This window comes from Mesorhizobium sp. WSM4822 (assembly GCF_055811155.1).
This window is the reverse complement of record NZ_JBVVQM010000017.1, coordinates 19,284-36,515: the sequence shown is the minus strand read 5'-3', so window position 1 is coordinate 36,515 and position 17,232 is coordinate 19,284. Positions and strand designations below refer to the sequence as shown.

The 17,232-nt window shown below is 63.5% G+C and carries 14 protein-coding genes; 11 read left to right on the top strand and 3 right to left on the bottom strand.

Features of this window, described 5'->3' with window-relative positions; all coding sequences use genetic code 11:
• Positions 1–96: 96 nt before the first annotated feature.
• Positions 97–1,188: a fatty acid desaturase family protein gene (locus tag AC0L3E_RS30170; protein ID WP_473606367.1), complete on the bottom strand. Its 1,092-nt coding sequence runs from the start codon at positions 1,186–1,188 to the stop codon at positions 97–99.
• Positions 1,189–1,357: 169 nt separating this feature from the next.
• On the opposite strand from AC0L3E_RS30170, the gene AC0L3E_RS30165 reads away from it, so the two are divergent.
• From AC0L3E_RS30165 to AC0L3E_RS30135, 7 genes are all read left to right on the top strand, one after another.
• Positions 1,358–2,389, top strand: coding sequence for a LacI family DNA-binding transcriptional regulator (locus AC0L3E_RS30165; RefSeq protein ID WP_473606365.1), 1,032 nt, complete (start codon positions 1,358–1,360; stop codon positions 2,387–2,389).
• A 302-nt stretch (positions 2,390–2,691) separates the two neighbouring features.
• Positions 2,692–3,633 carry a sugar ABC transporter substrate-binding protein gene (locus AC0L3E_RS30160; RefSeq protein WP_127382807.1) on the top strand — a complete coding sequence of 314 codons (942 nt, stop codon included), beginning with the start codon at positions 2,692–2,694 and terminating at the stop codon, positions 3,631–3,633.
• Between the two features lie 112 nt (positions 3,634–3,745).
• On the top strand, positions 3,746–4,822 hold the full coding sequence (locus AC0L3E_RS30155) for an ABC transporter permease (protein WP_027039989.1): 1,077 nt from the start codon (positions 3,746–3,748) through the stop codon (positions 4,820–4,822).
• 2 nt (positions 4,823–4,824) lie between these two features.
• The gene (locus AC0L3E_RS30150) at positions 4,825–5,592 is read left to right on the top strand and encodes an ATP-binding cassette domain-containing protein (RefSeq protein WP_023810655.1); all 768 of its coding nucleotides are present in this window, start codon (positions 4,825–4,827) and stop codon (positions 5,590–5,592) included.
• Positions 5,593–5,703: 111 nt separating this feature from the next.
• Complete coding sequence (gene iolG / locus AC0L3E_RS30145; RefSeq protein ID WP_027039991.1) at positions 5,704–6,699, top strand: inositol 2-dehydrogenase; 996 nt, start codon at positions 5,704–5,706, stop codon at positions 6,697–6,699.
• 32 nt (positions 6,700–6,731) lie between these two features.
• Entirely contained in the window at positions 6,732–7,526 is a 795-nt protein-coding gene (locus AC0L3E_RS30140) for an SDR family oxidoreductase (protein ID WP_473606364.1), read from the top strand.
• A 500-nt stretch (positions 7,527–8,026) separates the two neighbouring features.
• Complete coding sequence (locus AC0L3E_RS30135; RefSeq protein ID WP_128308932.1) at positions 8,027–9,118, top strand: 3-deoxy-7-phosphoheptulonate synthase; 1,092 nt, start codon at positions 8,027–8,029, stop codon at positions 9,116–9,118.
• A 196-nt stretch (positions 9,119–9,314) separates the two neighbouring features.
• On the opposite strand, the gene AC0L3E_RS30130 is transcribed toward AC0L3E_RS30135, so the two are convergent.
• On the bottom strand, positions 9,315–9,950 hold the full coding sequence (locus AC0L3E_RS30130) for a LysE family translocator (protein ID WP_128310101.1): 636 nt from the start codon (positions 9,948–9,950) through the stop codon (positions 9,315–9,317).
• 129 nt (positions 9,951–10,079) lie between these two features.
• Between AC0L3E_RS30130 and AC0L3E_RS30125 the strand changes: the two genes are divergently transcribed.
• A complete protein-coding gene (locus AC0L3E_RS30125) occupies positions 10,080–10,778 on the top strand; it encodes a helix-turn-helix transcriptional regulator (protein ID WP_127331216.1) in 699 nt (232 codons plus the stop codon).
• 170 nt (positions 10,779–10,948) lie between these two features.
• Here AC0L3E_RS30125 and AC0L3E_RS30120 read toward each other — a convergent pair whose 3' ends face one another.
• Positions 10,949–12,058 carry a Gfo/Idh/MocA family protein gene (locus AC0L3E_RS30120; RefSeq protein WP_128308913.1) on the bottom strand — a complete coding sequence of 370 codons (1,110 nt, stop codon included), beginning with the start codon at positions 12,056–12,058 and terminating at the stop codon, positions 10,949–10,951.
• 156 nt (positions 12,059–12,214) lie between these two features.
• Between AC0L3E_RS30120 and AC0L3E_RS30115 the strand changes: the two genes are divergently transcribed.
• The 3 genes from AC0L3E_RS30115 (at position 12,215) to iolD (ending at position 17,021) form a co-directional block, all read left to right on the top strand.
• On the top strand, positions 12,215–13,060 hold the full coding sequence (locus AC0L3E_RS30115) for a MurR/RpiR family transcriptional regulator (protein ID WP_164762714.1): 846 nt from the start codon (positions 12,215–12,217) through the stop codon (positions 13,058–13,060).
• A 141-nt stretch (positions 13,061–13,201) separates the two neighbouring features.
• Complete coding sequence (locus AC0L3E_RS30110) at positions 13,202–15,136, top strand: bifunctional 5-dehydro-2-deoxygluconokinase/5-dehydro-2-deoxyphosphogluconate aldolase (protein ID WP_473606363.1); 1,935 nt, start codon at positions 13,202–13,204, stop codon at positions 15,134–15,136.
• A 34-nt stretch (positions 15,137–15,170) separates the two neighbouring features.
• Positions 15,171–17,021, top strand: coding sequence for a 3D-(3,5/4)-trihydroxycyclohexane-1,2-dione acylhydrolase (decyclizing) (gene iolD / locus AC0L3E_RS30105; protein ID WP_473606362.1), 1,851 nt, complete (start codon positions 15,171–15,173; stop codon positions 17,019–17,021).
• The last annotated feature ends 211 nt before the right edge of the window (positions 17,022–17,232 follow it).

The window sequence follows — 17,232 nt, the reverse complement described above, 5'->3', positions numbered from 1 at the left end:
TCAAGTCCTCCCCAAAAGCAAATCCAGGAAAAGTGCGCAGCGGTTTTCCGCCCGGAATTGCGTTAAAATAACAGCCTAGATCGGATAGAAGCACGATCATTCCGCCGCGGCGGCGATGGTGTCGTTGTGGAATTCTTCGCGATATGGCCGTGCGGTCGGCGGCAGCTCGCGCTTGAGGAAATAGTCCTCGTTGCGCAGCTGGCGCAGGAAGACAGGGATCATCTCGCGATAGCCGGCCAGGATCGACGGTGTCGGTTCCGGCAGATCGTACTTGATCAGTTCGTGCAGCCTCGGCAGCGCATGATAGGGCACCATCGGGAACATGTGATGCTCGACATGGTAGTTCATGTTCCAGTAGATGAAGCGGCTGATCGGGTTCATGTAGACGGTGCGGCTGTTCAGCCTGTGGTCGGTGACATTGTCGGCCAGGCCGCCATGCTGCAGCAGCCCCACCATGACATGGTGCCAGGCGCCGTAGAGCCTGGGCAGGCCGACCAGCATCAGCGGCAGGAACGAACCGGTGTAGAGCGCCAGCCCGATGGTGGCGGCATAGATCGCCGTCCAAATGCGGGCGACGCGGATCGCCTTGGGCTGTTCCTGTTCGGGAATGAAGGTCTTTTCGGCGGCGCTGACGGTGCCGGCGGCGTTGCGCAGCATGTCTGACATCGCATGCCAGGCATCGAGCACACCGACGAAGCCCAGCATGGCGCGAACCAGATCGGGCGGCCGCATGACCGAGATTTCCGGGTCGCGGCCGACGATGACGGTGTCGGTGTGGTGGCGCGTGTGGCTCCAGCGCCAGGTCACCGGATTGCGCATGATCATGAAGCAGGCGATCTGATAGACCGCATCGTTCATCCATTGCGTCCGGAAAGCGGTGCCGTGGCCGCATTCGTGCCAACGCGAATCCGTCGAGGAGCCGTAGAGGACGCCATAGACGAAGAAGAACGGCACGCACCACCATGTGCCCCAGAACCAGGCGCCGCCGGCCCCGCTGACGATCAGCGCGGCGAACCAGATTGCCGTATCGCGGATCGCCGGCCCGTCGGAGCGCTGCATCAGCTCCTTCATCTGCTTGCGCGGTATGTCGGTGTGATACCACTCGGCCGCCGACAGGCCGGTCTCGACCGCGAGCTTGGCATCGCGGCCGATCAGGCTGTAGTCACGCCGGGACGGCGCAGTGGACATGATTGCCTCCCTCGGCAAAGGCATCCGCCAAGGCGAATGCCATGAATTCCTTTGGCTTCTAGCGTCAAAGTAACGCCGACCGATGATGGACTCAACATCATAAAGATAGTTTCTATCATTTCCCATCAGGATGCTGTACGAAGGCTCAAGCAAATCCGACGGGGCAAGCATGGCGAAGCGGCCGACCATATCTGATCTGGCGCGCATCTCGGGCGTCAGTGTCGCCACCGTCGACCGCGTGCTGAACAACCGGCTGCCGGTGCGCGAGGAGACAGCGCGCCGCGTCTACGAGACCGCTACCGATATCGGCTATCACGCCGCCGGCCTTATCAGGCAGCGCATGCGCCAGGAATTGCCGGAGTACCGGCTGGGCTTCCTGCTGCTGCGGGGCAATGATGCCTTTTACGGCGACTTCGCGCGGGAACTCGAACTGGCCATCTCGCAATCGCAACGCTTCCGTGGCGTTGCGACCATCGATTTCGCCAGTTCCCTGGCTCCCGACGAGATCGCCTCCCAGATGCGCAGGCTGGCGGCGAAATCGAGGGCCATCGCCGTTGTCGGTCCGGACCATCCGACCCTGACAGCGGTTGTGGAAACCTTGAAGGCGAGAGGGCAGCCGGTCTTTTCCGTGCTGTCCGACTTTGCCGCCGGCATCCGGGAAGGCTATATCGGCCTCGACAACCGCAAGGTCGGGCGCACCGCCGCATGGATGATCTCCAAGGCAGCCAAGCGGCCCGGCAAGGTCGCCCTCTTCGTCGGCAGCCACCGCTTCCACGGCCATGAGCTGCGCGAGATCGGCTTTCGCTCCTTCTTCCGCGAGCATGCGCCGGAGTTCAGCGTGCTTGAAACGCTGGTCAATCTGGAAGCCAACCAGGTGACCCATGACGCGATGATCGATCTTCTGGCGCGTTATCCGGATCTTGCCGGCTGCTACGTCGCGGGCGGCGGCATGGAAGGCGCGGTCTCGGCGCTGCGGGCAGCGAAGCCCGCGACCATGCCGGTGGTCGTCTGCAACGAGATCAACGCCGAATCGCGCGCGGCACTCGCCGACAACATCCTCACCATGGTGATCTCGACCCCGCTCGCCGCTTTGTGCCGTGAGCTTGTCGACCTGATGGCGCATGCCATCGAGACCGGCGCCGCCAACGCTCCGGGCCAGACCTTCCTGCCCTTCGACATCTATCTGCCGGAAAACATCTAGCCCGCCGCCGCGCAAGCCCGCCGAGGCAAATGATAGAATCCATCAGAGCGATGCGTAAATCGGCCCGCAGGCCGCGGAATCGCCCTTGACGCCCCGATGTGAAATGGAATAAATATTTCATCATCTGTGTATTTTGGTTCTTTCGTTCCGGAATATCTGTTTCAAACAGAGGGCTTGACGTTCCAGCCAGGAGGCAGGCGTCACCCGGAACAGAAAAGACATCAGGGAGAGATTCCCCGGGGAGATCGGGGATTCCGGATAAATCGGTGAAACCGGACACCAATATGTGGAGGAGAAACACAATGAAGAAATTGATTTTGGGCGTCGCCTTCGCGGCGCTGATGAGCTCATCCGCCATGGCCGCCAAGGTTGGCGTGTCGATGGCCAAGTTCGACGACAACTTCCTGACCGTGCTGCGCAACGGCATGATCGAGCAGGCCAAGGGCATGAGCGGCGTCGAGCTGCAGGTCGAGGACGCGCAGAACGACGTTGCCAAGCAGCTCGACCAGATCAAGAACTTCGCCGCCTCGGGCGTCGATGCCATCATCGTCAACCCGGTCGACACTTCGGCCACGCAGGCGATGTCGGACGCAGCCGCCGCAGCCAAGATCCCGCTGGTCTATGTCAACCGCGAGCCGGTCAATGTCGACACGCTGCCCGACAACCAGGCCTTCGTCGCCTCGAACGAAGCCGATTCCGGCACGCTCGAGACCAAGGAAGTCTGCCGCCTGTTCAAGGAAGCCGGCAAGAAGGAAGCCAATGTCTATGTGATCATGGGCGAGCTTTCCAACCAGGCCGCCGTGCAGCGCACCAAGGACATCGACGACGTGATCGCGACGCCGGAGTGCAGCTTCATCAAGATCATCGACAAGCAGACGTCGAACTGGAACCGCGACGAGGCGCAGAACCTGATGACCAACTGGCTGTCGACCGGCAAGCCGTTCGACGGCGTCATCGCCAACAATGACGAAAGCGCCATCGGCGCCATCCAGGCGATGAAGGCCGGCAACATCGACATGAAGGCGGTTGTCGTCGGCGGCGTCGATGCCACCCAGGACGCGCTGGCGGCCATGCAGGCGGGCGACCTCGACGTGACCGTGTTCCAGGACGCCGCCGGCCAGGGCGCCGGCGCTCTCGATGCGGCACTCAAGCTCTCCAAGGGCGAGAAGGTCGAGCACAAGGTCTACGTGCCCTTCCAGCTGGTGACGCCCGCCAACATCGACAAGTTCCTGAAGAAGAACTGAGCCGCCAACGGTTCGATACGGAGCGGCGCTCTCGATCAAGACAGCGCCGCTCCCCTCTCTCCCTCAGCGCCGCAGGCGCGAGGGCGACCGCGGCTGATGGAGGACAGAATACGTGGCACAGACATCTCATGGCGTCGGCGGCGTCGGTTATGATGCGAGGAAGCGCACATGGCCGGCCGAGTTCAATGTTTTCCTGGCACTGGTCATTCTCGTCGTCATCTTCGAACTGATCGGCCGCATCTTTCTGGGCGACAGCTTTCTGTTCAACACACGCAGCGACGTCGGCGGCATCTTCAACGAAGCGCGCCTGCAGATCATCATCCTGCAGGTGTCGATCGTCGGCATCATCGCCATCGGCGTGACGCAAGTGATCATCACCGGCGGCATCGACCTGTCCTCGGGCTCGATCGTCGGCGCGACCGCCATGATCGCCATGAGCTTCGCCCAGGTGGCCACGGTCAACGGCAACCCCAATCCCAAGGCGATGTTCCTGGCGCAAGGCTGGACCGACCTGCCTGTCATCGTGCCGCTGCTGGTGGCGATCGCCTGCGGCCTGTTCGCCGGCCTGGTCAATGGCGCGCTGATCGCCTACACGCGCATTCCGCCGTTCATCGCCACGCTCGGCATGATGGTGACCGCGCGCGGCATCGCCAAATGGTGGTCCAAGGGCCAGCCGATCTCGTTTCCCACCGAGAGTTTCGCCGGCATCGGCAAAGGCCTGATGCCCGTCGTCATCTTCCTGTCGCTGGCCATCCTGTTCCAGCTGATCATGACCTACACCAGGTACGGCAAGCATTGTTACGCGATCGGCTCCAACGAGGATGCCGCGCGCATGTCCGGCATCAAGATCGCCAACCACAAGATCCTGGTCTACGTCATCGCCGGCATTCTCGCCGCGCTCGCCGCCGTGGTGCTGAGCTCCAAGAACCTGACCGCGCAGTCCGGCATGGGCGTGATGTACGAACTCGACGCCATCGCCATGGCGGTCATCGGCGGCGTCTCCCTGTCGGGCGGCCGCGGCTCGATCATCGGCACGGTGATCGGCTCGCTGATCTTCGGCGTCATCATCTCCGGCTTCACCTTCCTGCGCCTCGACGCCTACTACCAGGAGATGGTCAAGGGTGTGATCATCGTCGGTGCGGTGGTTCTCGACCAGTGGCGCCAACGCCTGCGGGCAATGAGGGCATGACCATGTCAGACATCGTCCTGAAGACTGAAAACCTGACCAAGCGCTATGGCGGCGTGCACGCGCTGGAAGGGGCGAATTTCGAACTGCGCAAGGGCGAGCATGTCGCCATCATGGGCGACAACGGCGCCGGCAAGTCGACCTTCGTGCGCCAGATCACCGGTGTCGAGCAGCGCACCAGCGGCCAGATCTGGTTCGACGGCAAGGAAGTGAATTTTGCCGGGCCGATCGAGGCTCGCACGGCGGGCATCGAGACCGTGTTCCAGAACCTGGCGCTGGCCGACGATCTCGACGTGCCGTCGAACCTGTTCCTCGGCCGCGAGAAGGTTTTGTTCAATCTCGGCCCGTTCTCGATCCTCGACCGCAAATACATGCGCAAGGCGACCGAGGCGGCGCTCGTCCGCACGGCGGTGAAGATCCCCAATCTGTCCAACACCATCCGCCACATGTCGGGCGGCCAGCGCCAGTGCGTGGCGATCGCCCGCACCGCGACCTTCGCCTCCAAGCTGATCATCATGGACGAGCCAACGGCTGCCCTTGGCGTGCAGGAGACCGCGCAGGTCGAAAACATCGTCCGTACGCTCAAGGACAATGGCGAGCCGCTGATCCTGATCAGCCACAATATGCGCCAGGTGTTCGATCTCTGCGACCGTATCGTCGTGTTCCGGCGCGGCCGCATCGTCGCCAATCTACGCAAGGAGAACACCGACGGAAACGACATCGTCTCCTACATCACCGGCGCCAAGACCGGGGAGGCGGAACTCGCGGCCTAAACAGGATGGTCATCCTGTTTTCTGGCGCGCTCGAAAAATAGACTTGCCACCTTCCCCAAAAGGAAGGTGCGGACACAACTCTCTCTAACCCATCCCCCAGAGGAAATACCCATGACCGTTCGCTTCGCTCTCCTCGGTGCCGGCCGCATCGGCAAGGTCCATGCCCGCGCCGTCGGCTCCAATCCGCAGGCCAAACTGGTTGCCGTCGCCGATGCGTTCGAGAAGGCCGCCAAAGAGCTGGCGAGCGCCTATGGCGCCGAGGTGCGCAGCATCGAGGATATCGAGAAAGCCGGTGATATCGACGCCGTCGTCATCTGCACGCCGACCGACACCCATGCCGATCTGATCGAGCGCTTCGCCAAGGCCGGCAAGGCGATCTTCTGCGAGAAGCCGATCGACCTCAACGTCAAGCGCGTCGAGAAGTGCCTGGCCGTGGTCGAGAAGACCAAGGCGACGCTGATGGTCGGCTTCAACCGCCGCTTCGATCCGCACTTCGCCGCCGTGCGCAAGGCAATTGACGACGGCGCCATCGGCACCGTCGAGATGGTCACCATCACCTCGCGCGATCCCGGCGCGCCGCCGATCGACTACATCAAGCGCTCGGGCGGCATTTTTCGCGACATGACCATCCATGATTTCGACATGGCGCGCTTCCTGCTCGGCGAAGAGGTCGTGGCGGTCAGCGCCCATGCCTCGGTGCTGGTCGACAAGAAGATCGGTGCTGCCGGCGATTTCGATAGCGTCAGCGTCATCCTCGAAACCGCTTCCGGCAAGCAGGCCGTCATCTCCAACTCGCGCCGCGCCACCTATGGCTACGACCAGCGCATCGAGGTGCATGGCTCGAAAGGCATGGTTGCCGCCGAGAACCAGCGCCCGGTGTCGATCGAACTGGCCAACGAGAAGGGCTACACCCGCCCTCCGCTGCACGACTTCTTCATGACCCGCTACCTCGACGCCTATGCCATTGAGATCGCCGCGTTCATCACGGCCGCGACCTCGGGCAAGAAAGCGTCGCCGAGCGGTGCGGATGGGCTGGTGGCGCTGAAGCTGGCCGACGCGGCGCTGAAATCAGCAACGACCGGCAAGACTGTCCGTCTCGACAAGTAAGAAACCCTAGGAAGAACCACAGGAGCAGAGCGATGAGCGCATCCGCCGATCGCAATTCACAGACACGCGCCATCGTCACCGGCGGCGCCCAGGGGATCGGCTTTGCCGTCGCCGAAGCTCTGGCCAAGGAAGGTTGCCGGGCACTGGCGCTCATCGGCCGTTCGCAGGAGAAGGGCGACAAGGCCGTCGCCCATTTCAGGAGAGCCGGCGTCGACGCGATCTTCATCAGCGCCGACGTCTCTAAAGTGGCCGACTGCAAGCGGGCGGTCGCCACCGCGATCTCGCATTTCGGCACCATCAACGCCCTGGTCAACGCCGCCGCGACATCGGCGCGCGGTTCGCTGGTCGAAACCTCCGAGGAGCTTTTCGACACCATCTTCGACACCAATGTGCGCGGCCCGTTTTTCCTGATGCAAGGCGTGGTGGCGCATCTCCTGGAAAAGAAGGCACCCGGCTCGATCGTCAACGTGCTGTCGATGTCGGCGCATACCGGCCAGTCGTTCCTGACGCCCTATTCGACCAGCAAGGGCGCGCTGATGACGCTGACCAAGAACGTCGCCAACGCCTATCGTCACAACCGCATCCGCTGCAATGCGGTGCTGCCAGGCTGGATGGACACGGAGGGCGAGGACATCGTGCAGAAGAAGTGGCACGATGCGCCGGACGACTGGCTGGCAAAGGCCGAAGCCGCGCAGCCGATGGGGCAATTGGTGAAGCCGGACCAGTTGGCGCGGCTGATCAGCTACATGGTCAGCCCGCAGTCCGGCGTCATGACCGGATCGCTGGTAGACTATGACCAGAGCATTGCGGGGTCGTCTCCGGAATAGGGTCGGCGTCGCGGCCGGCCCCTTTCTCCCCGTCACTATACGGGGAGAAATGCCCGGCAGGGCAATGAGAGGCAGCGCCGACTTTGATAGTTAGAGGGTCGATTGAAGTCGGGGCTTTTTGGCCCTGTCCTTATCCTTCCGACGCAAGCGCCGCCCCTCACCTGCCTGCCGGCATCCTCTCCCCGTATAGTGACGGGGAGAGGGGCGCTCTCGCCAGCGATTTCGCCAACTCATCTACGGCACGTGACAAGCGCCTCCGCATCGACTATATGAACCTCATGATCAACCTGACCGCCACATATTGGTACTTTAGGAGCTCGCTGGCGGCGGGAGGATTGCGCTCGATCTGAAGATTGCAGCAACAATATCCGAACAGCCGCCATACCTGGCGGCTTTTTTGTTTCAGCCGGCAGGTTCCCTCTAAATCAAAGAGGAGCATGATGTCGTCCGAAACCGCTTCACACTTTTCGGCATCATGCTCTCGACAGGAGCAGAAAGCCGTGTTGACCACCACAGACGACCTCCGGGTCAAGGAAATCCGAGAACTGAGTACGCCGGACGAGGTGATGCGGGAGATCCCGCGCACTTTGACGGCGACGCGCACCGTCAGCGCATCGCGCAACGCAACCCATGCCATCCTGAACGGCACCGACGACCGGCTGCTCGTCATTGTCGGCCCGTGTTCGATCCACGATCCAGTCGCGGCCGTCGACTATGCCAGCCGTCTGGCGGCGCTGCGCGAGAGCCTGTCGGACCGGCTGGAGATCGTGATGCGGGTCTATTTCGAGAAACCGCGCACGACGGTCGGCTGGAAAGGCTTGATCAACGATCCCGACCTCGACGGCAGCTTCAACATCGATAAGGGGCTGCGGATGGCACGCAATGTGCTGTCGGCCGTCAACAATCTCGGCCTGCCGGCTGCGACCGAGTTCCTCGACATGACCACCCCGCAATACATTGCCGACCTGGTCGCCTGGGGCGCGATCGGCGCGCGCACGACCGAGAGCCAGATCCACCGCGAACTCGCCTCGGGCCTCTCCTGCCCGGTCGGCTTCAAGAACGGCACCGACGGCAATCTCAGGATTGCTGCCGAAGCTGTGAAATCGGCCGCCCAGCCGCATCATTTCATGGCGGTGACCAAGGGCGGACGCAGCGGCATCGCCACGACCACGGGCAATGAGGACTGCCACGTCATCCTGCGCGGCGGCGTTCAGCCCAACTATGACGCGGCGAGCGTCGAAGCCGCCGCTGTGGAACTCGCCCGCATCGGCGTTGCACCTCGTCTGATGATCGATGTCAGCCACGCCAACTCGGCCAAGAAGCCCGAGAACCAGCCCAAGGTCGCGGCCGATGTCGCCGGCCAGGTCGCGGCAGGCGACGAGCGCATCATCGGCCTGATGATCGAGAGCAACCTCGTCGCCGGCCGGCAGGACGTGGTGCCGGGCAAGCCGTTGGTCTACGGGCAGAGCATCACCGATGGCTGCATCGACTGGGCGACCACCGAGACGGTGCTGTACGGCCTTGCCGGCGCCGTCGAGTGGCGCCGCTCGGCACGCCGCGCCATGATCGACAACCGACAGGGAGCTGCTTGAGCCACTATTGCCGGCCTTTGCCCGGCACGGACCCCCACCCTAACCCTCCCCACAAGGGGGAGGGAACGCTGCCGCGCACTCCTACTCGAACCTTGACGCCTGAAAGCCTCGACAGTTGCCATTGTCAGCGCCGGCGGGAGTCTCCCTCCCCTTGTGGGGAGGGGTTAGGGGTGGGGGTCTTCTTCGCAAGAAATCCCTACGCCGCTCTCAGTCCCTCCCATGCCGTGAACACCGACACGGCAAAGAGCAGCAGTCCGGCCGCCCGGCCGGCAAAAATGGTCGCCCGCGGATTGGCGATCAGAAGGTTGCGGCTGCGGCCAGCCGTGATCGCCAGTCCGCCATAGATCGCAGCCTGGGTGGCCACGGTCAGCAACCCCATGACCGTCGCCTGCATCCAGATCGGACCGTACTCCGGTTTCAGGAACTGCGGGTAGACGGCAAGCACGAACAGGTATGCCTTCGGGTTGATCAGGCAGGTCACAAAACCCTGGCGAAAGGCCTTCCATGCGGAACGGCTGCCGGCAGGCCCCTCCTGACCGACAGTGATGGAACTGCGCATCAGCGTGATACCGATAAAGGCCATGTAGGCGGCGCCGGCAAGCAGAAGCGGCTTGAACAGGATCGGCACGAAATGCATCAGCAGGCCGACGCCGATGGCGCCGTTCAGCGTGTGCACCATGCCGCCGACGATGATGCCGCCGGTCGCGGCGAGAGCCCTGTCGCGCCCGCCGGTCAGTGCATTGGCAAGCACGAAGAGCATGTCCATGCCCGGTACGGCGATGATGCCGAACAGCAGGATAAAGAAAAGCCAGAGATTTTCCGCATAGCCCATGTCAGTTGCCTGCCGCCTCGCTCCGCCAAACCGCAGCGGAACCTGTTGATTTTCAATTCGATAGGCGCTCCTATAGGTCAGCCCAACTGACAATGCTGTGTCAGTTGGGCGCGCAAGCTGGGGTAAAAAATGCGCAAGGCGTCACGCCTGTTCGAGATCATCCAGATCGTGCGGCTGGCGCGGCAGCCGGTGACGGCGGCAACGATTGCCGAGCGGCTGGAAGTGACGGTGCGCTCGATCTATCGCGACATCGCAGCGCTGCAGGCGATGCGCGTTCCGATCGAAGGGGGCCGCGGCATCGGCTATATCCTGCGCCCCGGCTTCGACCTGCCGCCGCTGATGTTCTCGATCGAGGAGATGGAGGCGATCGTCCTGTCGCTGGCGCTGCTGGAGCGCACCGGAGACAGCGAGCTCAAGCAAGCGGCCAAGCGCGTCAGCGCTAAGATCGCCGGCGCGGTGCCGCCACCCTTGCGGCAGGCATTCGACGCCAATGCGCTGCATGCATGGGGGTTCGCCGCGCCTTCGACCGGCGCGATCGATCTGGCGCTGGTGCGCCGCGCCATCCGCGACGAGGAGAAGCTCGATCTCTCTTATCGCGACGAGATGGGCCGCGCCTCCGAGCGTCTCATCCGCCCGATCGCGCTCATCTACTACGCCGAAACCGCCAACATCGTCGCCTGGTGCGAGCTGCGCCAGGCGATCCGCAATTTCCGCAGCGACCGGATCGAGGATTGCCAGGCGACGGGGTTGCGGTTCAAGGGCGAAGGCGACCGCTTGCGGCAGGTCTGGGTGAGCGGGTGGGAGATCAATGCGGCGGTTGGCGGCTGACGCGATTTCCCCTTCTCCCCTTGTGGGAGAAGGTGGATCGGCGCGCAGCGCCGAGACGGATGAGGGGTGTTCCAGCGGAGTGAGACGTTGGTGTTCCCTGGAGCACCCCTCATCCGACCTCGCTTCGCGAGGCCACCTTCTCCCGCAAGGGGAGAAGGTGTGCCGCCGCCTTACCGCACATCGACCCAGCGCTTCTCCTCGAACGAGCGCGCCATCGCGTGCACCGTGCGCTCGATCTCCAGCCCTTCGGCAAACTCGATGAGCCGCGCCGGCCTGCCTTCAAGCCGCGTCAGCAATTCGCGGCACTCGATGATCTTGAGATCGTTGAAGCCGAGGCCATGGCCTGGCGCCGGCACGAAGAGGTCATAAGGCTTGTGGTGCGGCGCCACCAGGATGGTGCGGTAGCCCTGCTCGGTCGGCCGGTCTGATGTGAGGTAGAGCTGGAATTCGTTCGATCGTTCCTGGTCGAACAGGATCGACCCTTTCGAGCCGAAGATCTGGACGGCGATGCGGCCCTTGCGGCCCCAGGCCGAGCGGTTGACCAGCAGCGTGCCGGCAATGCCATTTTCCAGATGCATCAGCACGCTGGCTATATCGTAGGTTTCGACCGCGCGGCGGCCGCCGCTGGCCAGCTTGCGATCGGCATAGGGTTTGGCCATGTCGCAGATGACACTGGCGACGCGGCCGAACAAGGCTGAGACCAGCGACAGCGGATGCACGGCGAAATCGTCGAGCGCGCCATAGCCTGACGCGGCTTCGTGCTTCCAGAAGAACAACGCCTCTGGGTCGGCCATAAAGTCCTCGTCCATCTCGATGCGCAGATGGTTGACCTCGCCGATGATCTTCTCGTCCAGCAAAGCGCCGATGTGGCGGATGGCCGGGCTCTGGATGTAGTTGTAGCCGAGCGCCGCGACCTTACCGGACTTTCTCGCCGCCGCTGCCATCGCCTCGGCCTCGGCAAAGCTCGGCGCCATCGGCTTTTCGCACCACAGATGCTTGCCTGCCTCGAGGATGGCGATGGCCATTTCCGGATGGAACTGGTTGGGCGTGGTCAGCGAGACGATATCCACGTCAGGATCGTTGACGATGGCGCGCCAGTCGCCCGACGCCTTGGCGAAACCGAACTCGCCCGCCTTGCGCCGGGCAAGCTCTTCATTGACCTCGCCGAGATGGACCAGCCGTGGCTTGGCAACGTCCGGAAAGACGGCGCCGACGGCACTCCATGCGATGGCGTGACACTTGCCCATGAAACCCGTACCGATGAGACCGACGCCGACCATTTTCCGTTTCTCCACTGCTTGAAGCGCTGCGTGGATGAATTAGTCCATTTTTCCCTGGAATGGAATGTCTGCCTCATTTTTTATGGTGTTCTTGCGCAGGCTCGCTATGATGAGGCACAGAGGGACGCTTCACGCATGAGCCTGGACAGAGCGACGATGGACGAACGGGTACCTCGCGATTTCGAGACGCTGCGCACCACCATCCTGGAGCGGCGCGAAAGCCTGCCGAAGCGCATCGCCCAGATCGCTGCCCATGCGCTCGACAATCCCGACGATATCGCTTTCGGCACCGCCGCCAGCATCGCCGCTTCGGCCGGCGTGCAGCCTTCGACCCTGATCCGATTTGCCCAGCAGCTTGGCTTCGATGGTTTCACCAGCCTGCAGCAGGTGTTTCGCGAACGGCTGCGCGAGCGCAACTCATCCTATGACGAAAGGCTGCAGGCGTTGCGCGCCAAGGCAGAGGGCGGTGCCGGCCACCGGGCGATCTTCGACGGCTTCGTCGCCGCCGCCTCGACCTCGCTCAACGACATTTCGCGCACGCTGGACGACGCGCATCTGGAAGAGGCCATTTCCCTGCTGGCCAAGGCGGAGACCATCTATGTGCTGGCCAAGCGCCGCTCCTATCCGGTGGCGTCCTACATCGCCTATGCGCTGGGCAAGCTGAAGATCCGCAACCAGCTGATCGAATCGGCGGCCGGGCTGAATGCCGAGATGATCGGCTTCGCGACGCCGGCGGATGCCGTCATCGCCATTTCTTTCTCGCCCTACGCACCGGCCACGATCGAGGAAGCGCGCAGCATTTCGGAACAGGGCGTGCCGATCGTCGCCATCACCGACAGCTCGTTTTCGCCGCTCGCCCAGTTCGCCAAGGTCTGGTTCGAGGTTGCCGAGGCCGATTTCGCCGGCTTCCGCTCGCTGTCGGCGACAATGGCGCTGGCCATGGCGCTGACCGTCGGCGTCGGCGAGAAGCGACGCGACACGGGCCGCAAGCGCAAGGCCTGATCCATCGCCGAAAAGGCACTTTTCACGGAAGGAACGCTCATTCCATATTGACTATGGATTGGAATTATTATTTCATATTCCCGGCGCCACGCTGCCGCTCGCGCGTGTACCCCAACACAACAAGGCCGACGGGAGGTTCCAATGAGCGAAGCCGTGGACGCTGAATACGCGCCGCTCGACGTTATCACTATCGGTCGCGCTTCCGTGGACCTTTATGGGCAGCAGATCGGCTCGCGGCTGGAGGACATCACCTCCTTCGCCAAGTCGGTCGGCGGCTGCCCGGCCAACATCTCGGTCGGCACGGCCAGGCTCGGCCTGCGCTCGGCACTGCTCACCCGCGTCGGCGACGAGCAGATGGGCCGCTTCATCCGCGAGCAGCTGACGCGTGAAGGCGTCAATGTCGACGGCCTGAAGACCGACAAGGAACGGCTTACCGCTTTGGTGCTGCTGTCGGTCGAGGACGAAGGCGTTTCGCCGATGATCTTCTACCGCTCGGACTGCGCCGACATGGCGCTGGCGCCGGAAGACATCGATGAGGCCTTCATCGCCTCGGCGCGCTCGATCGTCGTTACCGGCACGCATTTTTCCAGGCCCAACAGCGATGCCGCGCAGCGCAAGGCGATCCGCATCATGAAGGCCAAGGGCGGCAAGGTGGTGTTCGACATCGACTACCGGCCGAACCTGTGGGGCCTTGCCGGCCATGCCGAAGGCTTCGAGCGCTATGTGAAATCGGACCGGGTCTCGGCGCAGTTGAAGACGGTGCTGCCCGATTGCGACCTCATCGTCGGCACCGAGGAAGAGATCATGATCGCGTCGGGCGCCGATGATTGCCTGAGCGCGCTGAAGACGATCCGCTCACTGTCGTCCGCGACCATTGTGCTCAAGCGCGGCGCAATGGGCTGCATCGTCTATGACGGACCGATCAGCGACGACCTCGAGGACGGTGTCGTCGGCAAGGGGTTTCCGATCGAGATCTACAATGTGCTGGGCGCCGGCGACGCCTTCATGTCCGGCTTCCTGCGCGGCTGGCTGGGTGGCGAAGATCATGCGACAGCGGCGACCTGGGCCAACGCCTGCGGCGCCTTCGCCGTGTCGCGGCTGCTCTGCGCGCCGGAATATCCGACCTTCGAAGAACTGCGGTTCTTCCTCAAACACGGCAGCAAGCATCTGGCGTTGCGCAAGGACGAGGCGATCAACCACATCCATTGGGCGACGACGCGCCGGCGCGACATCCCCTCGCTGATGGCGCTTGCCTGCGACCACCGCGTGCAGCTCGAGGATGTGGCGGCGAAGGCCGGCGCCGATCCGGCTCGGATCGAAGAATTCAAGGTGCTGGCGGTCAAGGCGGCTGCGAAGGTCGCTGCCGGCCGCGACGGCTACGGCATGCTGATCGACGAGAAACACGGCCGCAAGGCAATGTTCGAATTCGCCAGGCATTCCTTCGCCTGGCTCGGGCGGCCGGTAGAGTTGCCGGGTTCGCGGCCGCTGCGCTTCGAATTCTCGCAGGACATCGGCTCGCAGCTTGTCGAATGGCCGGTCGACCATTGCATCAAATGCCTGTGTTTCTATCACCCCGACGATCCGGCGGCGCTCAAGGAAGAACAGCAGCAGAAGTTGCGCGCCCTGTTCGAAGGCGCGCGGAAGGTCGGCAGGGAACTTCTCATCGAGATCATTGCCGGCAAACATGGCAAGCTCGACGACACGACGATCCCGCGCGCGTTGGAGGAACTCTATGCGCTCGGCATCAAGCCGGACTGGTGGAAGCTCGAGCCGCAGGCGTCGAGCGGCGCCTGGGCGAAGATCGAGGCCGTCATCCTGAAGCACGACCCCTGGTGCCGCGGCGTCGTGCTGCTGGGCCTGGAAGCGCCGCAGGGCGAGTTGGAAGCGGCGTTCGCCGCCACCGCCAAGGCGCCCATCGTCAAGGGCTTTGCCGTCGGCCGCACCATCTTCGTCCATGCGGCCGAACAATGGCTGGCCGGCAAGATGTCGGATAACGAGGCGATCGCCGACATGGCGCAGCGCTTCGAACAGTTGACGGATGCGTGGCTTGCCGCGCGCGGCCGCAAGGCGGCATAAGAAGGCGCGGAATAGGACTGCGGAGGAAAACACCATGAGCAAGACAATCCGCCTGACAATGGCGCAGGCGCTGACCCGCTTCCTGTCACGCCAGATGACCGAGATCGACGGGAGCAAAGTCCCGATCTTCGGCGGCGTCTGGGCGATCTTCGGCCACGGCAATGTCGCCGGCATCGGCGAGGCGCTTTATCAGCTGCGCGACGAGCTGCCGACCTTCCGCGCCCACAATGAACAGGCGATGGCGCATGCGGCGATCGCCTACGCCAAGGCCAATTTCCGCCGCCGCTTCATGGCCGCGACCTCTTCGATCGGCCCCGGCGCGCTCAACATGGTGACGGCGGCGGCGCTCGCCCATGTAAACAGGTTGCCCGTCCTGTTTTTGCCGGGCGACGTCTTCGCCAACCGCATCCCAGATCCGGTGCTGCAGCAGGCCGAGGATTTCTCCGACGGCACGGCTACGGTCAATGACTGCTTCCGTCCGGTTTCACGCTATTTCGACCGCATCACCCGGCCGGAGCAGATCATTCCTGCGCTCAGCCGCGCCATGGCCGTGCTGACCGATCCGGCCGAATGCGGCCCGGTGACGCTGTCTCTGTGCCAGGACGTGCAGGCCGAGGCCTACGACTACCCCGAGAGTTTCTTTGCCGAGAGGGTCTGGCACCAGCGCCGGCCGCGCCCGGATCGCCATGAGCTTGCCGCCGCAGTCGCCGTGCTCAAGGGTGCAAAAAAACCGCTGGTGATCGCCGGCGGCGGTGTCCTCTATTCGCAGGCGTCGGACGAACTGGCGAAATTCGCCGAGAGCGCCGGCATCCCGGTCTGCGAGACGCAAGGCGGCAAATCCTCGTTGCCGGACGATCATCCGCTCAACATGGCGGCGGTCGGCGTCACCGGAACTTCTGCCGCCAACCGGTTGGCTGAGGAAGCCGATGTCGTGCTGGCCATCGGCACGCGTCTGCAGGACTTCACCACCGGTTCGTGGGCGCTGTTCAAGAATTCGGGCAAGACCATCATCGGGCTCAACGTGCAGCCCTTCGACGCCGGCAAGCACCGCGCCCTGCCACTGGTCGCCGATGCGGCCGAGGGCCTGGCCGAACTCAGTGCTGCGCTGAAGGGCTGGAAGGCGCCGGCAAGCTGGACCGACAATGCGTCCTCCGGCAAGAAGGCCTGGCAGGCCGAGGCGGCCAAGGTGACGGCGTCGACCAATGCCGCCTACCCGTCCGACGCGCAGGTGATCGGCGCCGTGCAGCGCGCCATGGGCTCCGGTGTGACGCTGCTGAATGCCTCCGGCGGGTTGCCGGGCGAATTGCACAAACTTTGGCAGGCGGGCGCGCCCGGATCGTATCATGGCGAATATGGCTTCTCGACCATGGGCTACGAGATTGCCGGCGGGCTCGGAGCCAAGATGGCGAAGCCCGGCGAGGAGATCGTCGTCATGATCGGCGACGGCTCCTACCTGATGATGAACTCCGAAATCGCCACCTCGGTGATGCTCGGCCTCAAGCTCACTATCGTGCTGCTCGACAACAGAGGCTATGGCTGCATCAACCGGCTGCAGATGGCGACCGGCGGCGCCAACTTCAACAATCTCCTGAAGGACTCGCGCCACGAGGTTCTGCCCGACATCGACTTCGCCGCGCATGCGGCGAGCATGGGGGCGATTGCCGAGAAAGTGCCGTCGATCGCCGGGCTGGAAAACGCGCTGGCACAAGCCAGGAAGAATACGCGCACAACGGTGCTCGTCATCGACACCGACCCGCTGGTTTCCACGGATGCCGGCGGCCATTGGTGGGACGTGGCGGTGCCGGAAGTGTCTGTACGGCCGCAGGTCAACGCGGCGCGCAAGGCGTATGACGAAAAGCGGAAGATGCAGAGTGTGGGTGATTGAGGTCGGCGCTGCCCCTCACCTGCCTGCCGGCATCCTCTCCCCGTATAGGGACGGGGAGAGGGACGCTGTCACCACCGGTTTCGCCAATCACCGCCGTCGCAAGAAAGACGCCGAGGTCGCGGCTAGACCCCTTCTCCCCGTCACTATACGGGGAGAAGGTGCCGGCAGGCGGATGAGGGGCGGCGGCAACCAAAGGATAACTGTTCTAAAC